Raw genomic sequence first — 24,022 nt, forward strand, 5'->3', positions numbered from 1 at the left:
GTGCTGACCTATATTTCCGGCGGGCAGCGCTCGGGCAAGAGCCGCTACGCCCAGGAGCTGGCCCTGACGCTGAGCCCCAACCCCGTGTACCTCGCTACCTCGCGGGCCTGGGACGACGACCACCGCCAGCGCATTGCCCGGCACGTGGCCGACCGCGACGCCCGCTGGACGACGCTGGAGGAAGAAAAGTACGTGAGCCGCCTCGATTTGGTGGGCCGCACCGTGGTGCTAGATTGCGTCACGCTTTGGCTCACCAACTTCTTCACCGACGCGAAATATGATGTTGAAACAACGTTGCACGAGGCAAAGACAGAGTTTGATAAAATAATGCAACAAGATTGCAATTTGATTATCATCTCCAACGAAATCGGGATGGGCCTGCACGCGCCCACCGAAGCCGGTCGCAAGTTCGCCGACCTGCAAGGCTGGCTGAACCAGCACATTGCCCAGCGCGCCGACCGCGCCATTTTTATGGTGTCGGGCCTGCCGCTGGTGGTAAAGTAAATGTGTACCGCCAAGCTGTGCTTGGCCTTGCCTATGCTGCCCTGGGGCCCCTGGGGCAAGGCCAAGCATAGCTTGGCGGTACACACGTATTACGAACGAAAACCAAACAAACCGATGAAAATCTACACTAAAAAAGGTGACGCCGGCACCACCGGCCTTTTCGGCGGCTCGCGGGTGCCGAAGGACGACGTACGCGTGGAGTGCATGGGCGACCTCGATGAGGCCAACTCGACTCTGGGCCTGCTGCGCGTGAAGCTGGGGCCCGACCACGAATGGCAACCCAGCCTCCACAAAATCCAGAAGGATTTGATGGACATGATGTCGCACCTGGCGCGGCCGTCCGATACCAAAAAGGCCAACAGCAACCCGCTGCCCACCGAAGGGGCCCGGGAGTGCGAGGCGTGGATTGACGCGCTGGAAGGCGCGATGACCTCGCCCTCCGACTACTTTTTGCTGCCGGGCGGCAACGAGATTTCGGCCCTCTGCCACGTGGTGCGCACCCAGATGCGCCGCGGCGAGCGCCGCCTCGTCAGCCTGATGGCCACTGACGCCGTGCACCCCGCCATCCCGGCCTACATCAACCGCCTATCGGACCTGTTCTTCACCCTGGCCCGTGCCGAGATGGACAAGGCCGGCGTGGCCGAAGAGAAGTGGCAATTGTTTCTTTACAAGCGCTTTGGCAGCAGCGCCGCGCCTGCCACACCCGAAGCGCCCGCCGCCGAATGACCTGGAACGTCACCGCGCCCGATGGGGCCCTGGCCGCCGCCATCGCCCACAAAATCGACACCAAAACTAAGCCCCTGGGGGCCCTGGGGCAGCTCGAAGCCCTGGCCCGGCAGGTAGCGCTGGTGCAGCAAACCCTGGCGCCGCAGCTGCGCCAGGCGCACGTGCTGGTGTTTGCCGCCGACCACGGCATTGCCCAGGCCGGCGTGAGCCAATACCCGCCCGAGGTGACGCACCAGATGGTGCGCAACTTCGCCGGCGGCGGGGCGGCCATCAACGTGTTCTGCCGCCATAACGGCCTGGACCTGACCATCGTGGACGCCGGCGTGCGCGGCAGCTTTGCCAATCTGGGCGATTTCGTGCGCGACGAGAAAATCGCCGAGGGCACCCATAACTTCGCCCAGGGCCCCGCCATGACCGCCGCGCAGTGCGCCGATGCCCTGGCCCGCGGCGCCCGCCTGGCCGACGAGCGGCACGCCGCCGGCACCAACGTGCTGGGGGTGGGGGAGATGGGCATCGGCAACACGTCAGCGGCGGCGGTGTTGATGCACCTGCTCACGGGCCGGCCGCTGGCCGCGTGCGTGGGCCGCGGCACCGGTCTCGACGCGGCCGGCCTGGCCCGCAAGCTGGCCGTGCTCACGCAAGCCGTAGGGGCCCACCCGGGCCTCAACGCGGCCGACCCGCGGGCGGTGCTGGCTACGTTCGGCGGCTTCGAGATTGCGCAGATGGCCGGGGCCCTGCTGCGCGCCGCCGAGCACCGGATGCTGCTGCTCATCGACGGCTTCATTGCCTCGGCGGCGCTGCTGGTAGCGGCACGGCTGGCCCCGGAAATCCTCGCGTACTGCGTGTTCTGCCACGAATCGGACGAGCAGGGGCACCGCTTGCTGCTGGCCGAGCTGGGCGGCCGGCCGCTGCTGCGCCTGGGCCTGCGCCTGGGCGAGGGCACGGGCTGCGCGCTGGCCTACCCGCTGGTGCAGGCCGCCGTCAATTTCCTGAACGAAATGGCCTCGTTCGAAAGCGCGGGCGTGAGCGACGATTCGGGCAAGTGAGCCGCAGATTAAATTCAGTAACAGTAGGCTGGCTTTAGTTGAGAACGGTCATGCAGAGCGCAACGAAGCATCTCTACTGCGGCAGTAATTAATGGATCCACTTCCGAATTAGAAAAAGCAAAACGTCATGCAGAGCGCAGCGAAGCATCTTTTCCACGTAACTAATTAATGATTACTGCCGCAGGAGAGATGCTTCGCTGCGCTCTGCATGACATTCTAATAAATACCAAAACCGCTTTAATTAACTCATGCCCGATTCCTGGCCGCGCCGCCAGCTGCGCCTGCTGCTGACGGCCGTGATGTTCTATACGCGGCTGCCTGTGCCGCGCTGGGTGGGGCACGCCGACGACCAGCTCAACCGGGCCACGGTGTACTTTCCGCTCATCGGCTGGCTGGTGGGCGGCGTGGCGGCGGGCGTGTACTGGGGCGCGGCGCAGCTCTGGCCGCCGCTGTTGGCCGTGCTGCTGAGCACGGGCGCGGGCGTGCTGCTCACCGGTGCGTTTCACGAAGACGGGCTGGCCGACACCTGCGACGGCTTCGGCGGGGGCTGGACGCGGGAGCGCATCCTCACCATCATGAAGGACAGCCGCGTGGGCACTTACGGCGTGGTAGGCCTGGGCCTGGTGCTGGCCACCAAAGTGGCGGCGCTGGCTGGGGCCCCCGGGCCGCGCGCCGGGGCCCTGTCGGTGCCGGTGCTGCTGCTGGTGGCACACCCGCTGAGCCGGCTGGTGGCCGCCACCCTCGTGCGCACCTTGCCCTACGCCCGCGCCGACCTGGCCGACGGCAAGGCCAAACCCATCGCCCAAAGCCTGCCCTCTGGCCGGCTGGCCGCGGCTGCACTGCTGGGGCTGCTGCCGCTGCTGGCGGTGGCGGCCTGGCAGCGGCAGCCGGGGCTGCTGGCGGTGCTGGGGCCCCTGGCGGTGCTGCAAGTGGTGCTGGGCCGCTGGTTCAAAAAGTGGCTGGGCGGCTACACCGGCGACTGCCTCGGCGCCACCCAGCAGCTGGCCGAAGCCCTGATTTACCTCGTCTTGACCGCCCATTTGGTATGATCATCCACCTCATCCGCCACACCGCCGTGCAGGCGCCCGGCATCTGCTACGGCCACCACGACGTGCCCCTGGCCGACACCTTTGCCGCTGAAGCCGCGCAGCTGCTGGCCAAGCTGCCGCCCGCGCCGGCCGGCGGATACCGCGCCTTCAGCAGCCCCGCCGCCCGCTGCCGGGCCCTGGCCGATGCCGTAACCAGCAACTACGCGCTCGACGAGCGCCTGCGCGAAATGCACTTTGGGGCCTGGGAAAACCGCCTGTGGACCGACCTGCCGCGCGCCGAAACCGAGCCCTGGATGGCCGACTACGTGGCCCTGGCCCCGCCCGCCGGCGAAACCTTCGGGGCCCTGCAACGGCGCGCCGCCGCCTTCCTCGCCGAGCTGGCCGCCGGGGCCCCGGGCGCCGACGAGGGCCCCGTGCTGGTCTTCACCCACGGCGGCACCATCCGGGCGCTGCTCTGCCACTGCCTCGAAATGCCGCTGCGCAACGCCTTCCAGCTGCGCATCGACTACGCCTCGGTGACCAAAATCGAGCAGCAGCACGGCAAATGGAACGTACTGGCGACGAACGGTTAAGCGGGGGGATTTGCCTGGGAATAACTACATCATATAAACATCAAAATATTTATGCTTTACTTGCCGCGCGCAGTTATCTTCTAACGCTTGCTTTCGCCGCCGCCATGCAGACTTTGCCGCCTTCCGAATTGGAGACCCGCCAGTGGGCCACGTTTCTGCACTTGTCGCTGCTGGCGGGCCTGGTGGTGCCGGGCGCGGGGTTCATCCTGCCCATTATCCTGTGGCAAGTCAAGAAAGACGAGCTGCCCGGCATCGACGCCCACGGCAAAGTGGTGGCCAACTGGCTCATCAGCGCTCTTATTTACGGCGCGGTCGCCGGGGGGCTCTGCTTCGTGCTGGTGGGTTTTCCGCTGCTGGGGCTCCTGGGGCTGCTGGCGTTCGTGTTTCCCATCATCGGGGCCCTGAAGGCCAACGACGGCGTAGTGTGGGCGTACCCGCTCGCCATCCGCTTCTTCTCCTAAGCAACGGCGGCGAAACGGCCGGCTGATGGCGGGTAATTCTTGGGTTGGGGGAGGTGGATGCGGCGCGGCGGCGATATTCCATAATACCTTGCGGCCCCAATAATTCTGGCTTTTAGGCAACTCCATGCACAAATATTTACTGGCCCTCACCGCGGGGGCCTTTTCGGTGGCCGCGGCGGCTTCGGCCCAGTCGCTGCCCGTCCTCACGGCCCAAGACTACGCCCGGGCCGAGCGCTTCCTGAGCTACAACACCCAGCCGCTGGTAGACCGCGGCCCCGTCGACCCCAACTGGCTGGCCAACGACCGGTTCTGGTACCGGGTGCTGACGGCCGAGGGCAGCGAGTTCGTCCTGGTAGACCCGGCCCGCAAAACCCGCACCCCAGCCTTCGACCACGCCCGGCTGGCCGCTGCGCTGTCGGCCGCCAGCGGCCAGCCGTACCAGGGGGCCCGGCTGCCGTTTCGCAGCCTCACGTTTTCGCCCGATGAGAAGGTGATTTCCTTTTCGGTGAAGGGTAAAGACTGGCAGTACGACGCGGCCAGCGGGCAGGTGCGCCCGGCGGCCGCATCCGCGGAGGGCCCCGGCGCCAGCCCCAACGCGGCCAACGAAATCACGTCGCCCGACGGCCGCCTGGCCGCCTACATCAAGGATAACAACCTGTGGGTGCGCGACACGAAAACCAATCAGGCGACCCCGCTCACCACCGACGGGGCCCCCAATTATGGCTACGCCACCGACAACGCCGGCTGGACCCACAGCGACCGGCCGGTGCTGCAATGGTCGCCCGATTCGCGCAAAATCGCCACCTTCCAGCAGGACCAGCGCAAGGCCAGCGACATGTACCTGGTGACCACCAACGTGGGCCGGCCGACCCTGAAAACGTGGAAGTACCCGCTGCCCGGCGACAAAGACATCGTCACCATCGAGCGGGTAATTGTGGAGGTGAGCCCGGCCAAAGTGGTGCGCCTGCAAGTGCCGCCCGACCCGCACCGCGGCTCGCTCTCCGACGACATTTCCAGCAGCGGCACCTTCGACGACGTAGACTGGGCCCCGGACGGCTCGCAGCTGGCGTTCGTGTCGACCTCGCGCGACCACAAGCAGGAGAAACTCCGGGTGGCCGACGCCGCGACCGGCGCCGTGCGCGAGGTGTTCACGGAAACCGTGGCCACGCAGTTCGAGTCGGGCCAGCACGCCATCAACTGGCGCTACCTGCCCAAAACCAAGGAGGCCATTTGGTACTCGGAGCGCGACAACTGGGGCCACCTCTACCGCTACGACGCCGCCACCGGCCAGGTCAAGAACCTGATTACCAAGGGTAATTTCGTGGTGACGCAGCTGCTGCGCGTGGATGAACAAAAGCGCCAGCTCTACTTCGTGGCCGATGGCCGCGAGCCGGGCAACCCGTACTTCAGCCACTTCTACCGCGTCGGGCTGGATGGCAAGGGGCTGAAGCTGCTCACGCCCGAAGCCGGCAACCACCGCGTGGAGCTCTCGCCTTCGGGCCGGTACTTCGTGGACAGCTACTCGCAGCCCGACCGTCCCGGCGCCTCCGTGCTGCGCGACGCGGACGGCAAGCTCGTGGCGGCGCTGGAAAAAACCGACATTTCCCGCCTCACGGCCACCGGCTGGAAGGCGCCCACGCCCATCACCGTGAAGGACCAGGACGGACGCGACGACCTCTACGGCCTGATGTTCGTGCCCACCGCGCTGGACCCGGCCAAGAAATACCCCATCATCAACTACATCTACCCGGGGCCCCAGGGCGGCGGCGTGGGCAACTGGTCGTTCAGCGCGGCGCGCAACGACAACCAGGCGCTGGCCGAGCTGGGCTTCGTGGTCGTCGTCATCGAAGGCAGCTGCAACCCCCTGCGCTCCAAGCGTTTCCACGACGCCTGCTACGGCCACATGGAGGCCAACACCCTCGCTGACCAAGTGACCGGCATGCGGCAGCTGGCGCAGAAATATCCGTACATTGACCTGGAGCGGGCCGGCATCTGGGGGCACTCGGGCGGCGGCTACGCCACGGCGGCGGCCATGTTCCGCTACCCCGATTTCTTCAAGGTCGGCATCTCCGAATCGGGCAACCACGAGAACCGCAACTACGAGGACGACTGGGGCGAACGCTACATCGGCCTGCTCACCACCAACCCCGACGGCACCTCGAACTACGACGCGCAAGCCAACGCGCCCCTGGCCAAGAACCTCAAGGGCAAGCTGATGCTGGCCCACGGCCTGATGGACGACAACGTGCCGTCCTCCAACACCATGCTGGTGGCCGAAGCCTTAATCAAGGCCAACAAGAGCTTCGACTTGGTGGTGTTCCCCAACGCCGCCCACGGCTACGGGGCCCTCTCGCCCTACATGATGCGCCGCCGCTGGGACTATTTCGTGCAGAACCTGGCCGGCGCCACGCCCCCGCACGACTACGAGATGCAGCCCAAACCCGACCCGCGCAACGGGGGGCAGTAGGGCGGGGCCATGGAACGACTTAAAATGCTGATTAACTGATTAACACATGGTAAAAAAAGGTCGTCATGCAGAGCGCAGCGAAGCATCTTTTCCGCAGCAGTAATCATGATTAGTTACGCTATAAAGATGCTTCGCTGCGCTCTGCATGACGACCTTTTTTGCCGCATAAAGCCACTCGATTAATAATTTCCCCAAAACCCTGAGGGCCCTAAAAGACGCGGTATTTCGCATCTTTTTTCGCATCTTTTAGGGCCCCCAGGGTTTTATATCGTACTAGCTCACGCCGCCGCCCAGCAGTTTATCGGGCGTTATCGGTAGCTCGCGGATGCGCTTGCCGGTGGCGTGGAACACGGCGTTGGCCACGGCGGCGGTGAAGCCGATGAGGCCGATTTCGCCCAAGCCTTTGGCCCCGATGGGGTTGAGGACCGGGTCGGGCTCGTCGAGGAGGATGACGTCGATGTCGGGCACGTCGGCGTGGGTGGCCATGTGGTACTCGGCCAGGTTGTGGTTCACGAAGCGGCCGTAGCGGTGGTCGAGCACGGCGTGCTCCATCAGGGCCATGCTGATGCCCCAGGTGACGGCCCCCAGCACTTGGCTGCGGGCGGTTTTGGGGCTGATGACCCGGCCCGCGTCGATGGCCGACACCACCCGCGCCACGCGCACCTCGCCGGTGCGGGCGTGCACCAGCACCTCCACGAAGTGGGCCCCGAACGACTTGCCCGAGTTCTCCTTGGCCTCGGGGCCCGGCTTGGCTTCCTGCGTCACCTCCAGGCCCGGCAGGCCGTGCAGGCGCAGCACGTCGGCGAAGGACACGCGGCGGCCCGGGTCGCGGGCTAGGTACAGGGCCCCGTTTTCCACCACCAACTCTTCCGCCTTGACCGGGCCAAATTGCGAGCGGCCCGTCTGCACCGCCAGGGCCCTAAGTTGCTGCTGCAACGCCGTGCAGGCCGTGTGCACCGCCGTGCCCACCGAGGCCGTGGTGTGCGAGCCAAACTGGCCCGCCGAGGGCGGCAAGGCCGAATCGCCCAGCTCGAACTGAATTTGGCCCGGCGCAATTCCCAGGGCCGCGGCGGCCACCTGCGTCATGGCGGTGGCGGTGCCGGGGCCCACGTCGGCGGTGCCGCTCTGCACCAGCAGGGTGCCGTCGGCGCGCAGCTGGGCGCGGGCGGTGGCGGGGGCACGCTCGGCCTTGTAAATGCCCATGGCCATGCCCCAGCCCACCAGGTAGGGCCCCTGGCGCATCGAGCGCGGGGCGGCCGGCCGCTGCTGCCAGCCGAAGCGCTCGGCGCCTTGCGCGTAGCATTCGCGCAGGCGGTTGCTGCTCCACGGGATGTTTTTCTCGGGGTCGGCGGGGGCAAAGTTCTTGAGGCGCAGGGCCAGCGGGTCCATGTTCAGGGCGTAGGCCAGCTCGTCCATTGCCGACTCGATGGCGAACGAGCCGCTGGCCTCGCCGGGGCCCCGCGTCCAGGCGGGCGTGCTCAGGTCGAGGGGTACCACGCGGTAGCGCGCGTCGAGGCTGGGGCAGGCGTAGGCCGCCTTGGTGGGGTGCAGCATGCGCTCGACGAACAGCTCGTAGCGCGAGCTGCTGCCGTGGCCCAGGTGCGTGATGCCCACCAGCGTACCGTCGTGCTGGGCCCCCAGGCCCACCTGCTGCACCGAGCGCGGCCGGTAGCCCACCATGTTAAACTCCTGTTCGCGCCCCAGCATTACCTGCACCGGGCGGCCCACCTTTTTGGCCCCCAGAATGACCGCCACCTCGGGCGGCCAAATGCGCGACGCCCCCCCGAAGGCCCCGCCCACGAACGGCGAGTGCACCCGCACCTGGCTCTCGGGCAGCCCGAACATGCGCATCAAGTCCTGCTGGGCCAGCTTGGGGGCCTGCGTTTTGTTGTACACCGTCAGCCGCTCGCCCTCCCACAGGGCCACCGTGGCGTGGGTTTCCATCGGGTTGTGCACCTGGATGGGCGTGCGGTATTCCTGGAAAATGTGCACCGGGGCCCCGGCGTAGGCCCCTGCCTGGCCGCGCAGGTAGTCGGGTTCGTCCTTGGCCGTTTGGCCGGTGGCGAGGTTGGCCCCCAGGTCGGTTTGGGGCGCGGTGGCTTCGTATGCTACCCGCACCAGGGCGGCGGCGTACTGGGCCTGTTCTAGGGTTTCGGCCACGGCCAGCGCCACCGGCTGGTTGCTGAAGTGGATTTGGTCGTCGTAGAATACCTTGATTTCCTGGCCCTCCACCCGTTCGTTGTGGTTGGCCGTAGCGCTGGCATAGGCCGGCACCTTGGGTGCGTTCAGGTACGTGAGCACGGCCAGCACGCCGGGGGCCCGCTCGGCCGCCTTCGTGTCGATGCTTTTGATGCGGCCCCGGGCAATGGCGCTGGTGGCCAGCACGCCGTAGGTGCAGCCCACCACGCGGTGCTCGGCGGCGTAGCGGGCCTGGCCGGTCACTTTCAGGCGGCCGTCAACACGGCTCGGGGCGGAAGGAAGGGACGGGACGGGCAGTTCGGGCATGGGCGAACGGGTAGGAAACGTGTCCCGGCTATACGCAAGTCACGCGCCCGCGACGGACGGCCACGGCCCCGCGGTTTAGAAAATCAGCCGCGAAGCCAGCCACGGGGAGGGCCCCGCCGCGCGGCACTACGGCGGGCTACGACTTCTTTTCCGCGACCGGGAATTTCTCCAAAATGTCCTTGGCCACGCGGCTGAACTCGCTGCCCAGGCGGGCGGGGTCGCTGACGGGGTCGGCGATGGAGCCGCGCCAGACTAGGTTATTGGTGCGGGCGTCGATGAAGTCGATGATCAGCGTGCCCTCGTTGTACTGCTCGGTGTGAGCCGTTTGGTAGTACCTGGGGGTGTACCAATAACCGTAGTTAATGGGCAGGAAACCACCGCGGTACGATACCGCGTAAGGGTAGGCGTAGCCGTAGCCGGGCTGGGTGTTGTACACGGTGCGCTCGGCCTGCTCCACGTAGGTATGGGTGGTGACGAGCAAGTTGGGCCGGTTGTCGGCTTGGCGCAGGCCGCGCTTGATCAGCTCGTCGGCAATGGCTTGCTTGATTTTGTCCTGCGCGATGGGGCTGTGCAGCAGCGGGTTGTCGTCGCCGTTGGTCTTTACCTTCATGTCGGCAAAGTCGAAGGTGCGGTACTTGCTAAAATCGACGTTGGCGCGCTGCTCCACGTTCACGGTGGGGGCGCAGGCCGTGGCGCCTAGCGAAAAAGCCACGATTACCGCTAATAATACCCGTTTCATGTAATATAATCTAGGATGAATGATGTTTGTCATACTGGTTCCGCCGCCGGTAGGTTCCGGAGGAGCTTACTTGATTCAGCCTTTTCGAAGCAGCCCGGCTGACGCACAAAACGTTGGGGCCCCGGCGGCCCGGCACGGTATGCCGGGCCGCCGGGGCCCCAACGTTTTGTGCGTCAGCCGGGCTGCCTACAGCTCCATAATGTCCTCGTTCCAGAGCGTGGGCTCGGCCGCAATGAACTCGTTCATCAGGTCCACGCACTCCTGCAAGTCGAGGATGACAACCTCTACGCCGTGGCTTTCGAGGAATTCCTTCGACTCGCCGAACGTGCGCGACTCGCCCACCACGATCTTCGGAATCTTGAACTGCACGATGGTGCCGGCGCACATGTAGCAGGGCATCAGGGTGGTATACAGCACGGTGTCGCGGTAGGTGCGCTGGCGGCCGGCGTTCATCAGGGCGTCCATCTCGCCGTGCTTGATGGCGTTGTTTTCCTGCACGCGCTTGTTGCGGCCGCGGCTCACGAGCTGGCCGTCGCGCACCAGCACCGAGCCAATGGGAATGCCGCCCTGCGCGCGCCCCATCCGGGCTTCGTCGATGGCGGCTTGCATGAATTCGTCCATAGTTTTTGGGATTGAGCTTTCGCGCAGTGTTGCGCGGTGTTAGAACGCAGTGTTGCGGGGTGTTTTCGTTGAACGGCACGGCGAAACACCGCGGTTTAACACCGCGCAACACTGCGCGAAATAAATCATCGGGCGCAAATGCCCCGATAATCGCAAAACTCGCACTTGGCAAAGTCGTCGGTCTTACGGATGGGCTCGGCGGGGTCAAGGATTTTGAGGACGATTTTTGCGATTAATTTCTCGGACGTTTTTACGAAATCCTGTCCCTCGCTGGTCAGGAACGACAAATCGGCGGAGAGCAGGCCGGCGTCGAGGTTGCGCATCGACGCGATGGCGGTGTTGGCGGTTTCGCGCTTTTCGGTGCTGGCCAGCATGAAGCGGTAGAGCCAGAGCTGGCGCACCTTGTCGGCGCTGCTGCTGGCTTCGGTGAGCAGGCGCTCGGTGGCTTCGGCGGGCGAGTAGCGGTTGCGGTAGCCGCTCAGGTTTAGCTCGTTGGCATCAACTAGGCCGGTTTTGTAGTCCACCACCCGCAGGCGGCCGTCGGGCAGCTGGTCCACGCGGTCGGCCATGCCGAAGAGGCGCACGGCCAGGGGCCCCGCGCCGGGCACGTCCACGAACACGGTGGCGGCCAGCGGCTTTTCGAGGCTGAAGAGGCGCAGCGGCAGGCCCTCGCGGGTGGGCAGGCCCTGGAGGTAGCGCGCCACGAGGCGGGTGGCCACCTGGCCGTACACGTGGTTGAGGCCCTCGTCGGGGCGGGCGTAGCGCTCGGTGTCGTCCTGGCGCAGGGCCCGGGTTACTTCGGCGGGCACCTGGGCCAGCAGGGCGGGCAGGTCGGCTTCGGTGAGGGGGCGGGCGTCCTGCTCGAAGGGCCGCAGCAGGTTCTCCAGCGCCGCGTGCACCATCGTGCCGAAGCTGCTGGCTTCCAGCGTTTCCTCCACGGCCTCGTTCTCGTGGAAGCGGGCCACCTTCGAGAAGTAAAACCGCAGCGAGCAGGCCAGAAAGTCGTTCAGGCGCGAGGGCGAGATGTTGCGCTCCAGCACGCCGCGCAGGGCCCCCAGCAGCTCCTCGTCCTTCTCCAGTACGAAGTCGCCGGCGTAGCTGGCGGTGGCTTCGGCGGTGTCGGCCACGGCCACGGTCAGGTCGTCCACGGTCAGCAGCGGGTTTTGGGGGCGCAGGTCGTTTTCGAGCTGCAATAGGAAGCGGCTGCGCTCACCGCTTTTGGTACCCTCGGCGCCGGGCAGCACGTGCACCAGGTCCACGCGCTGGGCGCGCTGGAGCAGGCGCCAGAAGTTATAGGCCGTGCCGGCCTCGGCGTCCACATTAGTGGGCAGGCCAAATTCCTGGAGCACGTCGTGGGGAAACAGCGACTGCTGGCGCTTGGGCGCGGGCAGCACGCCCTCGTTGCAACTCAGGATGATGACGTGGTCGAAGTCCAGGGCCCTGGTTTCGAGCAGGCCCATCACCTGCACGTCGGCCAGCGGCTCGCCGGCGAAGGGCAGGCGCGTGCGGCCCATCTGCTCGTACAAAAACCGCCGGAACGAGGCCACCGACAGCCGCTGCTCGCGGCAATCGAAGGCCGAATCGAGCTGCTTGACGAGCGTGTAAAACAGGTACAGGTACTCCGCGCCGAGGGCCGGCTCGTGGTCGGGGCTGGGCTTTTCGGCCGCGTACACTTGGTGCAGCAAGTCAATCAGCGCGTAGCAGGCCTTGAGGATGTCGTCGCAGTTGTTCCAGGTTTGGAACAGGGCCTCCAGCAGCGGCTGGTGCTTGCCCAGGGCCAGCAAATCCGTGGCGGGCAGCAGCACGGCGTTCAGGCGCACAATTTCGCGGCACACGTGGTCCAAGATGCCGTGGTACTGCTCGTCGGGCTGCTGGTTGAGCCAGAGCTGGTAGCGGCGCAAAAACGGGTGGGCCAGCAGCTTGCTCACCGCCAGGTGGTGGTAGCGGGGCACGCCGTAGCCGGTTTCGGCGCTGCCCTCGCGAATGCCGGTGAGGTGCACCTCGAACAGCAAATCGACCAAATTAAACAGCGGCGTGGCCTGGAAGCTCAGGCCCATCGTCACGTTGTAGGCGGGCACGGCGTCGGGCGGCAGGCCGTGCAGCACCGGTAGCAGCAGGGTTTCGTCGGGCAGCACCACGGCCACGGTGGCGGTGGGGTAGTCGCGCCGGGCCTCGGCCAGCAGCTGGCCGGCCAGCTTGCCCTGCATGCTGGGGTTGGCCACGCCCAGCAGGCGCACGTGGTGGGCCTGGCCGCGCAGCCACTCGGTACCGCCGCCCAGGGCCCCCAGCGGCAGGTCCCAGCGCTTGGCGTACTGGCGCAGGTGCTGGCCAGCGCGGTTGGGCGAGTCGGGGGCCAGGTAAAACGGGTCGCCGTCGAAGCGCAGCTCGGCGCGCCCGGCGCGGTAGAGCAGGCGGATGAGCTTCTCCTCGGCCTTCGACAAGTTGCCCAGGCCCACGAACGCGTGCCGGGCCACGGCCGGGGCCCCCGGGTCGGCGTCCAGGGCTTCCAGGCGCTTTTGCAACTTCTTCACGGCCAAGCGGTAGGCCAGGCCGGGGTAGGCGAGGTGCTGGGCCAGCATGCGGCGCTTCAGCTCGCGGTACACCTTTTCGAGCTGGTCCCAGAAGCTGAACGCGCGGCCCGCCAGGCGGCTGCGCGCGGGCAGGGCTTCCAGGTTCCAGCGCTCCAGGGCCTTGGCCTGGCTGAGGTACTCGAACACCTTGCGCGGCTGGGCCAGGTTCTGGTCGAGGTTGGAGAAGTCGTTGAGCAGCAGGCCCGACCAGCCCACGAACCGGTCGAAGTTCAGGCCCGTGTCGTAGCCCTTGAGGATGTCGTAGAGCAGCAGCTGTAGGGCAATGGGCTCCTCCACCTGCACGCCGGCCAGCTCCACCATGTAGTCTTCCATGGCCGCCACGCGCGGGGCCCACAGGGCCTGGCCGGGCGGCAGGGCCAGGGCCAGCTCGTTCTTTAAGTACACCACGGCGCGGCGCGTGGGCACCACCACCACCAGCTCCGAGAGCTCGTCGTCGGGGCCCGCGCCGTAGCGCTCCAGCAGGTGGCGGGCCGTGCCGGCCAGGAACGTGGGCGCGTGGTCGGGCGGGGCGAAGGAGGGCAGGGCGGCGGGCGCGGCGGCGGGCATCGGAAAGGCAGCTGGAAAGGACCGGCAAGGTACGGCCGGGGCCCTGGCAACAGCAGCGGGTGGGGCGGCGTTCGGCGGGGCGGGCCGGTAGCGGGCCGGGGCCCCCGGTGCCGCGGCCGGCCGCCGGCTAACTTCACGCACCCATCCGCGCTAATGGGCCCCTTGGCTCCCTGGCCGCTTCCCGCATTCCCATGAAATACTTGCCCTTCGTGTTGCTGGTGCTGGCCGGGGCGGCCTTCGCTACCCAATCGGCCGTCAACAGCCAGCTCCGGGGCGCGTTGCACAGCGTGCTGTGGGCCGTGCTCGTTTCGTACGCGGGCGGCACCGTGGTGGCGGGGGCCCTGTTGCTGGCCGCCCGCGCCCCCGTGCCGGCCCTCGCCGCCCTGGGCAGCCTGCCGTGGTACTACTGGACCGGCGGCTTGCTGGGCGTGGTGTACGTGATGGCCATCGCCTTTTCGTTGCAGCGGGTGGGGGCGGCCAGCCTGTTTGCTTTGGTGGTGGCCGGGCAGCTGCTCACCGCGCTGCTCTACGACCAGCTGGGCTTCCTGAACCTGCACCGCAGCAGCTTTTCGCTAACCAAAGCGGCCGGGGCAGTCCTCCTGGTACTGGGGGCTTACCTGCTCAACCGCAAGTAGGTAGGGGCGCGGCGTGGTAGGGCTGCGCTGGGGCCCCGGGCCTTACACCGCGCGCAGAACCACGCAAAGTGAGGCAGTCGAAATTACCCCTCACAAGGAAACTGGCCCAGCCGCCGCGCTGGCCAGCCAGTGCATTTACGAGGCTGGCGGGCAGCAGGCCAACCTTTTAGGGCCCCCGGCAGTACCGCCTAACGTTGCCCGGCCCGGGCAGTCGCCGCCTCTCATATTACCTTGCCGCCATGGAAGAAGCAACCGATCCACTGCCCGAAACCGGCCGCGCGCCGGGCCCGGCCGCCGCCAGCCGGGGCACGTTTCCGGGCCTCATCACCCGCGAGAAAGACCCGATGAACCTGGAGCTGCCCTTCCCCACGCTGGAAGACCGACTGGTGCCCAACAACCGCTTCTACGTCCGCAGCCACTTCCCCATCCCCGCGCTGGAGGCCGCCAGCTGGCAGCTCAGCATCGGGGGCGCCGTGCAAAACCCTTTGGTAATCAGCTACGACGAGCTGCGCGCCCTGCCGGCCGTAACCGTGGCGGCCACCCTGGAATGCGCCGGCAACGGCCGCGCCCGGCTGACCCCCAAGGCCAAGGGCCTGCTCTGGGAGCAGGGCGCCGTGGGCAACGCCACCTGGACCGGCGTGCCGCTGGCCGCCCTGCTGGCGCGGGCCGGCGTGCAGGCCGGGGCCCTGGAAGTCATCTTCGAAGGCGCCGACCACGGCACGGTCGCCGACGAGCCCAAGTCGCCGGGGGCCATCCACTTCGCCCGCAGCCTGCCGCTGGCCAAGGCCCGCCAGCCCGAGGTGCTGGTGGCCTACCTCATGAACGGCCAGTCCCTGCCGCCCGAGCACGGCTTCCCGGCGCGGCTGGTGGTGCCGGGCTGGTACGGCATGGCCTCGGTGAAGTGGCTCAGCAAGCTGACGGTCAGCGCCGTGCCCTACGCCGGCTACTGGCAAACGCTGGAGTACGCCTACTGGCAGCGCGCGCACGGCCAGCCCACCCTCGTGCCCGTGACGGAGATGCTGGTGAAGGCTGAAATTGCCCGCCCGGCCTTATACGAGGTAGTGCCCGCCGGCCAGCCCTACCGCGTGTTCGGCGCGGCCTGGACGGGCGAGGACGAAGTGACCGGGGTGGAAATCAGCGCCGACGAGGGCCGCACCTGGCAGCCCGCCCAGCTGCTCGACGCCGCCGTGCCCTTCGCCTGGCGCCTCTGGGAATTTATTTGGACGCCGCCCACCGCACCGGGCCGCCACACCCTGCGGGCCCGCGCCACCGACGGCGCCGGCCGCACCCAGCCCCCCGCGCACGACCCCGACCGCCGCAACTACATGATCAATAAAATCGCGGCCGTAGAGGTTGTTGTGCAATAGTTGTCAAAGGGTAGGCACCGTTTTGGGGCCCCGGCGCGCGGTGCCACCAAGCGGTGCTCGGCCCTGCGCCCGGGGCCCCGGGGCCGCACCCGCAAGGCCTCGGCCGGGCCCGCACCGCTTGCTGGTAGCGCGCGCTGGGGTGGGGCCCGGCCCGGCCTGTAGTCGGCCCGCGCCGTTACTTTAGCCCAACGTTCTGCTGCCCGTATTTTTGCTTATGCCCCCTGCTGAGGCCCTGGCGCTTGCCGCCTTCTCCCCCGAGCTGCTGCCCGCCCTGCTCGACCTTTCGCTGACGGGCGTGGTGCTCTACGAGCCCGTGCGCGACGCGGCCGGCGCGGTGGTCGATTTTGTCTTTGCCTACCTCAACCCCGCCGCCCAGCGGATGCTGGGCTTGCCGGCCCAGCCCGCCGTTACTTTCCTGGAGCAGTTTCCGGAAACCCGCACCAACGGCAGCTTTCCCTTCCACCGCGACACGTTTTTGGGCGATGCGCCGGGCCACCACGAGGTGAACTACCAGCAAGACGGCTACGACAACTACTTCCGCATCGCGGCCCGGCGGGTGGGCGGCCAGCTGCTGGTGAGCTTCACCGACACCGGCGACCACCCCCGCACGCCCGTGGAGGAGGCCCTGCGCGCCAGCCAGGCCCGCGAGCAGGCCGCCTCGGCCGAGGCCGAGCGCCAGCGCCGCCAGCTCGACAACGTGCTGATGCAGGCCCCGGCCATGATTTGCGTATTCGAGGGCCCCGGCCACCGGTTTCAGTTCGTGAACGGGCCCTACCAGGCCCTGGTGGGCAACCGCCCGCTGCTGGGCCGGCCCATTGCCGAGGCCATGCCCGAGCTAGCCGGCCAGCCCATTTTTGGGCTGCTCGACGGCGTGTACCGCACCGGCGAGCCGTTTTTTGCCACCGAAATGCTCGTGCAGCTCGACCACGACAACTCGGGCCCCGCCGCGCTGGAGGAGCGCTACTACAACTTCACCTACCAGGCCCGGCGCGACCTGGCCGGGGCCATCGACGGCATCCTCGTGTTTGCCTACGAGGTGACGGGGCAGGTGCACGCCCGCCGCGCGGCCGAGGCCAGCGCCGCGGAGTCGGCCGCGCTGAACGGGCAGCTCGACACGCTCAACGAAGAGCTGGCCGCCACCAACGAGGAGCTGGCCGCCACCAACGAAGAGCTGGCCGCCACCAACGAGGAGCTGGCCGCCACCAACGAGGAGTTTTTGGCCAGCAACGCGGCCTTGGCGCATGCCCAGCAAACGCTGGAAGCCACCAACCGGGCCCTGCTGAACGCCGCCCGCCGCGCCGCCGACGCCCAGGCCACTGCCGAGGCGGCGCGCGCCGAGCTGGCGCGCGTGTTCGAGCAGGCCCCCGTGGCCATTGCCATCCTGGAAGGCCCGGCGCACATCGTGACGCTGGCCAACCCCGAAATGGGCCTCATCTGGGGCCGCTCGACGGCGCAAATTATCGGGCGGCCCCACTTTGAGGCGCTGCCCGACTTGGCGGGCCAGGGGCTCGAAGCCATTTTTGACGACGTGTTCCGCACCGGCCAGCCGTACTACCTGCGCGAGCAGCCCGTGCGCGTGGACCGCGCCGGCGACGGGCGCCCCACGCTGGGCTACTACCACATTGCCTACCAGCCCCTGCGCGACGGCCAGGGGCACATTGTGGGCATCACGGCTTCGGCCGCGGACGTAACCGCCCAGGTGCTGGCCCGCCAGCAGGTGCAGGGGCTGAACGAAGACCTGGCCGCCATCAACGAGGAGCTGCGGGCCAGCAACGAGGAGTTTTTGGTGAATAACGCCGCCCTGGCCGAGGCCCAGCAGGCGCTGGGGGCCCTCAACCGGGAGCTGGAGGCCCGCGTGGCGGCGCGCACCGAGGAGGTGCGCGCCGCCCTGGCCGAGGCCGAGGCGCAGCGCGAGCAGCTGCGGGTGCAGCAGGGCCTGCTGCGCCAGGTACTGGGGCAGGTGCCGGCCGCCATTGCCACGCTCATGGGGCCCCAGCACCACTATTCGTTCTTCAATGACCAGTACCAAGCCCTGGCCGCCGGGCGCACGGCGCTGGGCCGCACCGTGGCCGAGGTGTTTCCGGAAGTGGTGCCGCAGGGCTTCATTGGCTTGCTCGACCAGGTGTATGCCACGGGCCAGCCCTTCGTGGGCATCGAAACGCCCGCCCAGCTCCACGACGCGCGCACCGGCCAGCCCGAGCAGCGGTACGTGGATTTTGCGTACCAGCCGCTGTTCGACGGCCAAGGCCAAATCCAGGGCATCCTGGCGTTCATCGTGGACACGACCGAGAAAGTGCGGGCCCACCAGCAGCTCGATGCCCTGCAAGCCGCGGTGCTGGCCGCCGCCCAGCGCCGGGCGGCGGAGCGCGAGGCCCTCTACCAGGTGTTCGAGCAAACCCCGGCCGCCGTGCTGCTGCTGCGCGAAGCCGGCCACCAAATCGAGTACTACAACCCCGCCTACCAGGCCCTGTTTCCGGGCCGGCTGATGCAGGGCCGGACCGTAGCCGAGGTGCAGCCCGAGGTTGCCGAGCAGGGCTTCGTGGCCTTGCTCGACGAGGTGTACCGCACCGGCCAGCCCTACGTGGGCACCGAGGCGCCCGTGCGCTTCGCATCCGAGGCGGGCCAGCCGGCCGAAACGGTTTACTTCAATTTTAACTACCAGCCCCACCGCGAGGGCGGCGAGGTGGTGGGCATCTCCGTGTTTGCCTACGAGGTGACCGAGCAGGTGCGGGCCCGCCAGGAGCGCGAGGCCCAGCAGGGCGAGTTGCGGCGGGTGTTTGAGCAGGCCCCGGTGGCCATTTGCGTGTTCCGGGGCCCCCGCTACACGCTGGACGTCATCAACGCGTCGATGGCCGAGATGCTGGGCCGCCCGCTGGCGCACCTGCTGGGCCGGCCCTTTTTTGAGGCCCTGCCCGAGCTGCTAACCCAGGGCGTGCCCGAGCTGCTGGCCGAGGTGTGGCGCACCGGGCAGCCGTTTGTGGCCGTGGAGCGGCCGGTGCAGCTCAATTACCACGCCCCGGGGGCCCCGGGCTACTTCAACTTTGTGTACGAGCCCCTGCGCGACGAGCTAGGCCAGATAATAGCCATCACCTGCGTAGCCGTGGACGCGACGGACCAAGTGCTGGCCCGCGCGCAGGTGCAGACGCTGAACGAGGAATTGGCCGCCATCAACGAAGAATTGCGGGCCACCAACGAGGAGCTGGGCGACACCAACGACCGCCTGAGCCGCACCAACGCCGACCTGGACACGTTCGTGTACACGGCCTCGCACGACCTCAAAGCGCCCATCGCCAACATCGAGGGCTTGCTCGAAGCTCTGCGCGAGCAGCTGCCCCCGGCAGCCCTGCAAGCCGAGCTGGTGCCCCGCCTGCTGGCCATGATGCAGGGGGCCGTCGAGCGCTTCCAGCAAACGCTGGGGCACCTCACCGACGTCTCCAAGCTTCAGCAGTCCCAATTTCAAACCCCGGAGCCCGTGAACCTGCCCGCCCTGGCCGAGGCCATCCGCCTCGACCTGGCCCCGCTGCTGGCCGCCACCCGCGCCACCTTCCTGGTAGACTTGGCGGCGGTGCCCACCGTCAGCTTTTCGCCCAAAAACCTGCGCAGCATCCTCTACAACCTGCTCAGCAACGCGGCCAAGTACCACGCGCCCGGCCGCCCGCCCGTGGTGGTGCTGCGCGGCCGCCGCACCGCCGGCCGGGTGCTGCTCGAAGTGGAAGACAACGGCCTCGGCCTCAGCCCCGAGCAGCAAGGCCAGCTGTTTGGCATGTTTCAGCGCCTGCACGACCACGTGGAAGGCTCGGGCGTGGGCCTGTACACGGTCAAGAAAATTGTGGAGAACGCCGGCGGCACCATCGCCGTGCACAGCCAGCCGGGCGTGGGCTCCACCTTCATCGTCACGTTGCCCGGCTAATTATCGCCAGGTTTTGCCCCGTATGCCCCAGCTCTCCTGCGTGCTCCTCGTCGACGACGGCCCCACGACCAACTTCCTGAACCAGTTGCTGCTGAAGAATATGGCCGTGGCCGGCCGCTGCCTGGTGGCCGAAAACGGGGCCCAGGCCCTGGCCCTGCTCGACAGCGCTTGCGCCATACCCGGCCCCGTCTTGGTGCTGCTCGATGTGAACGTGCCCATGCTCGGTGGCATCGCCTTTTTGGAAGCATACCAGCAGCTGCCCGTAGCCCAGCGGGCGGCCGTGGTCGTGGTCGTGGTGGTGCTCACCACCACCCTGCACCCTCACGACCTGGTCCGCCTCCAGACGCTGCCCATCGCCGGGCTCGTCAGCAAGCCCCTCACCCGGCCCAAAGTGGAGGAACTGCTGGCGCAGCATTTTTTGTAGCTCGGACTTTGTAGTCCAAGCGCGAGCGCAGCGAGCATCCCGTAGCTGGCTTGTGCTACGGTAACTGCTCGCTGCGCTCGCGCTCAGACTGCAAAGTCCACGCTCTTGGGGCCCTACACCGCGTGCAAAATCACGTAGAGCGAGGCCGTGGAAATGACTACCCACAATAGCACGCCCAGCACGTAGGGTTTGGCGCCCACCGAGCGCACGACGGCGGCAGACAGCCCCGCGCCAATGAAAAACAGCGTCACGGTGAGCCCGATTTTGGCCAGGTGCGTCAGCAGGGGCCCCAGGGGCTGGGCGGCGGGCACGAAGGTGTTGAGCAGCATGGCCCCGATGAAGCCGAAGATGAAGTAGGGAATCTTGATTTTTACGCCTTTTTGCTTGAAGAGCAGCGAGGTGCCGATGGCGACGGGGATGATCCACAGGGCCCGGGCCAGCTTCACGGTGGTGGCCACTTCGAGGGCTTGGTTGCCGTAGGCGGCCGCCGCGCCTACCACCGAGCTGGTGTCGTGGATGGCGATGGCGCACCACAGGCCAAACTGGTTCTGGCTCAGGTGCAGGGCGTGGCCGATGGGCGGGAAGGCGAACAGCGCCAGGGCGTTCAGCACGAACACCGTGCCCAGGGCCACCGACATTTCCGCGTCTTTGGCCCGCAGCACCGGCCCGATGGCCGCAATGGCCGAGCCCCCGCAAATGGCGGTGCCGCACGAGATGAGGTGCACCACGCGCCGCCCCAGCCCCAGCCACTTGCCCACGAAGTAGCCCAGCGTGAGCGTGCCAAGGATGGAAACGACCGTGAACAGGACGCCTTCCCGGCCGGCCTGCACCGCGGCGTGGGCGTTCATGCCGAAGCCCAGTCCAACCACCGAAAATTGCAGCAGCTGGTGGGTGAGCGCCTTGGTGCGGGCCGGGAAGGGGTTGCCCACCGTTTGGGCCAGCACCAGGCCCAGCGCCAGGGCCACGGGCGGCGAGGCCCAGGGCGTGAGGCAAAACACCAGAAATAGCCCAAACGCCACCTGCCGCAGCGTAACTGCCCGTCCAAACGCCACGCGTGGCGGGTGCAAGCGACGGAAAAAGCCCGTGGTTCCGCTGAGCCCGGGGCCCCCAGTGGCCGGAACAGGCGCGGGCTGAGGGGCAAGTGGCGGGGGGAGCAAAGTCGGCATAGCGTAGCAGAATTATTACCACGCAAAGGTACTGCGTTGAAAATCAGTTATATTATTCAGAAATGTTATTCCGAATAACCTTGGGTTATAGCTCGGCACCTAGCTGCTGCACCAACTATGTAACCCACCTTTGCGCGCCGCAACGCCCTGATTAATGGGCGAGGTGACGGGCACACTGAAGCCCCGCAACTGCCCACCCGCCTAAAAACCTATGCCTTCGTATTCTCCGCTGCCCTGGGTTGGCACGCGTTCTGGGCAAAGCTCAGGAACCGCTGGGCCGGCCGGGCCAGCGGCTGCCCCTGCACCCATACGGCCTCGAACTGCCGGGGCAGGCGCAGGCCCGCTACGGGCACTATTTCGAGCAGCCCGGCCGCCAGTTCGCGCGTCAGGGCCCGGCGCGATACGAAGCCCAGGGCCCCCGGGGCCGCCTCCAAGTAGCCCTTGATGGCCTCGGTGCTGTCCAGGTACATGGCCACGGTGAGGTCGCTGAGCTTGATTTTGGCCGCGCGCAGGGCAAATTCCAGGATTTCCAGCGTGCCCGAGCCGCGTTCGCGCAACACCAGCGGGTGGGCCAGGGCCCCGGCCAGCGGCAGCGGTTGGGTGGGCGGCCCGGCGGGCGTGGCCCGGCGTACGGCCACGAGCTCGTCGGGCAGTAGCAGTTCATAATGCAGGTCGCGGCTCCGCGAGCGGCCCTCCACGAAGCCCAGGTCCAGCTCGCCGCGCAGCAGCGCATCGGCAATGTGTTCAGAATTCGCGTTCAGGAACGTGAGCTGCACCTGCGGGTAGCGCGCCTGAAACGCGGGCAGCAAGCCCGGCAGCACGTACTGGCTGAGGGTGGTGCTGGCCCCCAGGCGCAGGCGGCCGGCGGCTTCGTCGGGGTCGCGCAGGGCCAGCAATTGGTCGTCGAGCAACTGCTGGGCCACGGCCACGGCCTCGGCGTGGGCCAGCAGCAGGCGGCCGGCCTCGGTGAGGGCCACGCGGTTGCCGCGCCGCGCCAGCAGCCGCTGGCCATACTGGGCCTCCAGCTCGCGGATGTGCTTGGTGACGGCCGGCTGGCTCACAAACAGCTCCTGGCCGGCTTTGGTGAAGCTCAGGTGCCGGGCCACGGCGGCAAACACGCGAAGGCGAAAATCGGACATGGCGGCAAAGTACGGGGCCCTGCCGGCGCGGGGCCGTGCCCCGGGGCCCGTTCCGCCATGGGGTGCATGGGTTATGCGTTCCTCATTTTTATTTTCCCACGTCTTCCAGTTAATTTTCTGCGCACGCCTCGCTTGCGCCCTGCTGCTCACGGCTTGCGGCCGAAAATCCGACGGTACACTCTACGGAATTGACTCCACCAAGCACCACGAAGGCCGCCCCCGGCCGGGTGCCGGCAATACCGACACCCGCGTCGCCCCATACGCCAAGGGCCTACCGAAGGGGGCAGAGCTAACCGCCGTTACCACCGGCGCGAGCACTGGCCAACCCATGGGTAACCAGTAACTACTTACGCTGCCCCTTGGGGCCCCAAGGAGCAGCGCAGCTACAGTTGGGCCGCTAAAAGCGTGGGGATAGCACGGGCTTTGTTGCATGCAGGAACCTTGGCGGCGGCGCTACGCCGGGCAGCCCAAGAAATAGCTGGCGGCGGCTTCATGCGGCGGGTTCTTCCCGCCAGGGCGCTTCGTCGTACTCGGCCACGAAGCGTAGCAGCAGCAGTAACACATCCGAGGGCATGTTGTGGGCCTGGGGCAGCAGGAAACCGCCGTCTTCTAGGTCGAAGTAGCCCGCGATTCGCTGCAAATCAGCGGCGGCGGCGGCCCGAAAGCCCATGCTCCAGTCGGGGAAGCTGCGGCGGGGCACGGGGCCCTCGCGCAGTACCTGGCAGTAGTGGTGGCGTGGGTCGGGGGCAATCTTGTCGTAGTAGAGGCTGCGCACAGCGGCCTCGTCGCCCTCCAGCACTTGCAGCACCCGGTGCTCGTCGTCGGTGTAAAGCAGCAGGCCGGTGATGCGGGCGGCTTGGTTGCGGGGCCGCCACTGGCCCAGCTGCGCCGCTAGCTGCGCCGTGCTAAACGGCTGCCGGGCTAAGCTTTGGTATATCAGTTGGTACACGCTCATCGCAGGCCTAATTATGGCCCCCGGCCGGAAAAGCACCGGAAGGCCCGCTAAAATTTCGGCTAACTTAACCAGAAATGGGAGGAGGGAGGAGACATCAGGAATGAAAGTACTTACATCAATGCTTCGTCCCTTGCCACTCCTTCCAAAAATTCCCTCCCAAAACTGCCTTTCCTCCTGCACGGCTACCCGCTCGGCGGGGCCCTCGGCGAAGGGGTACGTACTTGCTGTGCTCGGAGCGGCAGAAGCGCTCGAACACCAGCGGGAAAATGAACGGCGTGAGGAGGGCGCCCGTGACAAGGCCCCCAATCACGGCAATGGCCAGTGGCTTAGAGGTCTCCGAGCCAATGCCCGTACCGATGGCGGCTGGCATCGGGCCGATGGTGGCCATGAGGGCCGCCATCACCACGGGCCGCACGCAGCTGCTAACGCCCTCACAGATGCTGTCGTCGAGCGTCATCTTGCACACCAGGTTCTGCTTAAACACCGAAATCAGGATTACGCCGTTCTGAGTGCACATGCCGAACAGGGCGATGAAACCAATGCCGGCCGAAATCGAAAAGTTGGTGCAAGCTCATCGCCACCTGTTGCGGCTGCGGGCT

18 protein-coding genes and 1 pseudogene are annotated in these 24,022 nt (G+C 67.2%); 11 read left to right on the plus strand and 8 right to left on the minus strand.

The window, feature by feature from the left end:
• The 7 genes from AXW84_RS07520 (at position 1) to AXW84_RS07550 (ending at position 6,825) form a co-directional block, all read left to right on the plus strand.
• Positions 1-504 carry a bifunctional adenosylcobinamide kinase/adenosylcobinamide-phosphate guanylyltransferase gene (locus AXW84_RS07520; RefSeq protein ID WP_068230852.1) on the plus strand — a complete coding sequence of 168 codons (504 nt, stop codon included), beginning with the start codon at positions 1-3 and terminating at the stop codon, positions 502-504.
• A 114-nt stretch (positions 505-618) separates the two neighbouring features.
• Positions 619-1,230, plus strand: coding sequence for a cob(I)yrinic acid a,c-diamide adenosyltransferase (locus tag AXW84_RS07525; RefSeq protein ID WP_068239046.1), 612 nt, complete (start codon positions 619-621; stop codon positions 1,228-1,230).
• A complete protein-coding gene (gene cobT / locus AXW84_RS07530; RefSeq protein WP_068230855.1) occupies positions 1,227-2,276 on the plus strand; it encodes a nicotinate-nucleotide--dimethylbenzimidazole phosphoribosyltransferase in 1,050 nt (349 codons plus the stop codon). The genes AXW84_RS07525 and cobT overlap by 4 nt, the downstream gene beginning before the upstream one ends.
• Before the next feature lie 248 nt (positions 2,277-2,524).
• Positions 2,525-3,325 carry an adenosylcobinamide-GDP ribazoletransferase gene (locus AXW84_RS07535; RefSeq protein WP_068230858.1) on the plus strand — a complete coding sequence of 267 codons (801 nt, stop codon included), beginning with the start codon at positions 2,525-2,527 and terminating at the stop codon, positions 3,323-3,325.
• Positions 3,322-3,897 (plus strand): alpha-ribazole phosphatase family protein, encoded by a 576-nt coding sequence (gene cobC, locus AXW84_RS07540; protein WP_068230861.1) that lies wholly within the window; start codon positions 3,322-3,324, stop codon positions 3,895-3,897. Before AXW84_RS07535 ends, cobC begins: the two co-directional genes overlap by 4 nt.
• Positions 3,898-4,001: 104 nt before the next feature.
• Positions 4,002-4,358, plus strand: a complete 357-nt coding sequence (locus tag AXW84_RS07545) for a DUF4870 domain-containing protein (RefSeq protein WP_068230863.1) — start codon at positions 4,002-4,004, stop codon at positions 4,356-4,358.
• A gap of 124 nt (positions 4,359-4,482) precedes the next feature.
• Entirely contained in the window at positions 4,483-6,825 is a 2,343-nt protein-coding gene (locus AXW84_RS07550) for a S9 family peptidase (protein ID WP_068230866.1), read from the plus strand.
• A gap of 273 nt (positions 6,826-7,098) precedes the next feature.
• On the opposite strand, the gene AXW84_RS07555 is transcribed toward AXW84_RS07550, so the two are convergent.
• The 4 genes from AXW84_RS07555 to AXW84_RS07570 all read right to left on the minus strand — a co-directional run bounded on the left by AXW84_RS07555 (position 7,099) and on the right by AXW84_RS07570 (position 13,827).
• On the minus strand, positions 7,099-9,330 hold the full coding sequence (locus AXW84_RS07555) for a xanthine dehydrogenase family protein molybdopterin-binding subunit (RefSeq protein WP_068230869.1): 2,232 nt from the start codon (positions 9,328-9,330) through the stop codon (positions 7,099-7,101).
• A gap of 136 nt (positions 9,331-9,466) precedes the next feature.
• A complete protein-coding gene (locus AXW84_RS07560; protein WP_068230872.1) occupies positions 9,467-10,069 on the minus strand; it encodes a DUF4136 domain-containing protein in 603 nt (200 codons plus the stop codon).
• Positions 10,070-10,255: 186 nt separating this feature from the next.
• Complete coding sequence (locus tag AXW84_RS07565) at positions 10,256-10,690, minus strand: nucleoside deaminase (protein WP_068230875.1); 435 nt, start codon at positions 10,688-10,690, stop codon at positions 10,256-10,258.
• A gap of 125 nt (positions 10,691-10,815) precedes the next feature.
• A complete protein-coding gene (locus AXW84_RS07570) occupies positions 10,816-13,827 on the minus strand; it encodes a PD-(D/E)XK nuclease family protein (protein WP_068230878.1) in 3,012 nt (1,003 codons plus the stop codon).
• Between the two features lie 191 nt (positions 13,828-14,018).
• On the opposite strand from AXW84_RS07570, the gene AXW84_RS07575 reads away from it, so the two are divergent.
• The 4 genes from AXW84_RS07575 (at position 14,019) to AXW84_RS07590 (ending at position 20,163) form a co-directional block, all read left to right on the plus strand.
• Entirely contained in the window at positions 14,019-14,462 is a 444-nt protein-coding gene (locus tag AXW84_RS07575) for a DMT family transporter (RefSeq protein ID WP_068230880.1), read from the plus strand.
• Positions 14,463-14,701: 239 nt separating this feature from the next.
• Positions 14,702-15,829, plus strand: coding sequence for a sulfite oxidase (locus tag AXW84_RS07580; RefSeq protein WP_082773764.1), 1,128 nt, complete (start codon positions 14,702-14,704; stop codon positions 15,827-15,829).
• A gap of 214 nt (positions 15,830-16,043) precedes the next feature.
• Positions 16,044-19,739, plus strand: a complete 3,696-nt coding sequence (locus tag AXW84_RS07585; protein ID WP_068230882.1) for a PAS domain-containing protein — start codon at positions 16,044-16,046, stop codon at positions 19,737-19,739.
• A 22-nt stretch (positions 19,740-19,761) separates the two neighbouring features.
• On the plus strand, positions 19,762-20,163 hold the full coding sequence (locus AXW84_RS07590; RefSeq protein WP_068230885.1) for a response regulator: 402 nt from the start codon (positions 19,762-19,764) through the stop codon (positions 20,161-20,163).
• Positions 20,164-20,276: 113 nt separating this feature from the next.
• On the opposite strand, the gene AXW84_RS07595 is transcribed toward AXW84_RS07590, so the two are convergent.
• The 4 genes and pseudogenes from AXW84_RS07595 to AXW84_RS07610 all read right to left on the minus strand — a co-directional run.
• Positions 20,277-21,230 (minus strand): YeiH family protein, encoded by a 954-nt coding sequence (locus tag AXW84_RS07595; protein WP_236943275.1) that lies wholly within the window; start codon positions 21,228-21,230, stop codon positions 20,277-20,279.
• A gap of 308 nt (positions 21,231-21,538) precedes the next feature.
• Entirely contained in the window at positions 21,539-22,468 is a 930-nt protein-coding gene (locus tag AXW84_RS07600) for a LysR substrate-binding domain-containing protein (RefSeq protein WP_068230891.1), read from the minus strand.
• A gap of 490 nt (positions 22,469-22,958) precedes the next feature.
• Positions 22,959-23,417 (minus strand): BLUF domain-containing protein, encoded by a 459-nt coding sequence (locus AXW84_RS07605; protein ID WP_162268249.1) that lies wholly within the window; start codon positions 23,415-23,417, stop codon positions 22,959-22,961.
• Between the two features lie 121 nt (positions 23,418-23,538).
• Positions 23,539-23,985 (minus strand): annotated as a pseudogene (locus AXW84_RS07610) (efflux RND transporter permease subunit); the annotation flags it as partial.
• Positions 23,986-24,022 lie beyond the last annotated feature (37 nt).

This window comes from Hymenobacter sp. PAMC 26628, assembly GCF_001562275.1.
Lineage (GTDB): Bacteria > Bacteroidota > Bacteroidia > Cytophagales > Hymenobacteraceae > Hymenobacter.

Bases quoted from the DNA above. Each gene is read 5' to 3' on its own strand.
- cobC (WP_068230861.1), top strand. From the start codon at position 3,322: ATGATCATCCACCTCATCCGCCACACCGCCGTGCAGGCGCCCGGCATC.
- AXW84_RS07580 (WP_082773764.1), top strand. From the start codon at position 14,702: ATGGAAGAAGCAACCGATCCACTGCCCGAAACCGGCCGCGCGCCGGGC.
- AXW84_RS07570 (WP_068230878.1), bottom strand. From the start codon at position 13,827: ATGCCCGCCGCCGCGCCCGCCGCCCTGCCCTCCTTCGCCCCGCCCGAC.
- AXW84_RS07550 (WP_068230866.1), top strand. From the start codon at position 4,483: ATGCACAAATATTTACTGGCCCTCACCGCGGGGGCCTTTTCGGTGGCC.
- AXW84_RS07560 (WP_068230872.1), bottom strand. From the start codon at position 10,069: ATGAAACGGGTATTATTAGCGGTAATCGTGGCTTTTTCGCTAGGCGCC.
- cobT (WP_068230855.1), top strand. From the start codon at position 1,227: ATGACCTGGAACGTCACCGCGCCCGATGGGGCCCTGGCCGCCGCCATC.
- AXW84_RS07585 (WP_068230882.1), top strand. From the start codon at position 16,044: ATGCCCCCTGCTGAGGCCCTGGCGCTTGCCGCCTTCTCCCCCGAGCTG.
- AXW84_RS07600 (WP_068230891.1), bottom strand. From the start codon at position 22,468: ATGTCCGATTTTCGCCTTCGCGTGTTTGCCGCCGTGGCCCGGCACCTG.
- AXW84_RS07555 (WP_068230869.1), bottom strand. From the start codon at position 9,330: ATGCCCGAACTGCCCGTCCCGTCCCTTCCTTCCGCCCCGAGCCGTGTT.
- AXW84_RS07535 (WP_068230858.1), top strand. From the start codon at position 2,525: ATGCCCGATTCCTGGCCGCGCCGCCAGCTGCGCCTGCTGCTGACGGCC.
- AXW84_RS07590 (WP_068230885.1), top strand. From the start codon at position 19,762: ATGCCCCAGCTCTCCTGCGTGCTCCTCGTCGACGACGGCCCCACGACC.
- AXW84_RS07545 (WP_068230863.1), top strand. From the start codon at position 4,002: ATGCAGACTTTGCCGCCTTCCGAATTGGAGACCCGCCAGTGGGCCACG.
- AXW84_RS07525 (WP_068239046.1), top strand. From the start codon at position 619: ATGAAAATCTACACTAAAAAAGGTGACGCCGGCACCACCGGCCTTTTC.
- AXW84_RS07565 (WP_068230875.1), bottom strand. From the start codon at position 10,690: ATGGACGAATTCATGCAAGCCGCCATCGACGAAGCCCGGATGGGGCGC.
- AXW84_RS07575 (WP_068230880.1), top strand. From the start codon at position 14,019: ATGAAATACTTGCCCTTCGTGTTGCTGGTGCTGGCCGGGGCGGCCTTC.